Raw genomic sequence first — 956 nt, forward strand, 5'->3', positions numbered from 1 at the left:
CCCTGCAACCCTATATCCTAATACTACTTGGAGTAAGATTGAGAACAGATTTCTTTATGGTTCAGCTAGTCCTAGTACAACTGGAGGAAGAAGTTCTGTTACCTTAGCTTTAGCAAATATTCCAGTACACAATCATAGTGCTTCACAAGGAGGCCATACACATACTGCTAACCATAATCATACAGCTACACAGGCTTCACATGTTCATACACAACCTTCTCATAATCACGAATCTGGAACGCCTTCAGAACATCAAGGACCGTTCGGCTCTGTAGCAGATGCTAGATATAGAAGGAATGCTGGAGCTGACCCTTCTGTAAGAAGAAACTACACCTCAACTTCAGGTGGAGATAATACAGGTTCTGCGACTCCAGCTATAACAGTAAATACAACAAATGTAACGACATCTAGTTCAACACCAAGTATCTCTATAGGAAATACTGGGTCAGGAACATCGTTTGATATAATGCCACCTTACTATACAGTTTGTATATGGAAGAGATTAAGTTAATCTTTTCCATATATTTACCTTTAAATATAGTGGAATAATACTAAATGAGCTTCCACTTCCAGTATTATTTATAGATAAGGTTGCACTGTGTCCATGTAAACCAGTTGTATTTGTATTTGGTGCTGAACCTCCTGTATTTTCTCCGCCATTGCTAGAAGTATTTGTAGATTGCCATTTGTAATCATCATTTGTATATTCCGCAGATTTTGAAGAAGCATTTGCATTTATTGTAAAACGTTCATATGTATGAACATGAGGTGGCTGAGTATGGGCATGGTTATCAACTTGATGCCTATGGTCTCCAGCTGAAGCAATTGTAACAGAACCGCCATGATTATGAGCTGGTAGATGGCTTGTAGTAAGAGTTACTGTTGATGCTCCACCAGTTCCACCTGCACTTTCAGAACCGCTAGTTCCCTGTAAAAATCTACCTTCTTGCTTTTGC

General features: G+C 39.1%; 2 protein-coding genes. One reads left to right on the forward strand and one right to left on the reverse strand.

All coding sequences use genetic code 11. The annotated features are described in order from the left end of the window. On the forward strand, positions 1-511 hold a 511-nt coding region (locus tag L992_RS13700; RefSeq protein ID WP_047396620.1), incomplete at its 5' end, for a hypothetical protein. On the opposite strand, the gene L992_RS13705 is transcribed toward L992_RS13700, so the two are convergent. Then, positions 503-956, reverse strand: a 454-nt coding sequence (locus L992_RS13705; RefSeq protein ID WP_047396622.1) for a hypothetical protein, incomplete at its 5' end; no start/stop codon positions are given. The genes L992_RS13700 and L992_RS13705 overlap by 9 nt on opposite strands.

Source organism: Cetobacterium sp. ZOR0034, from assembly GCF_000799075.1.
Lineage (GTDB): Bacteria > Fusobacteriota > Fusobacteriia > Fusobacteriales > Fusobacteriaceae > Cetobacterium_A.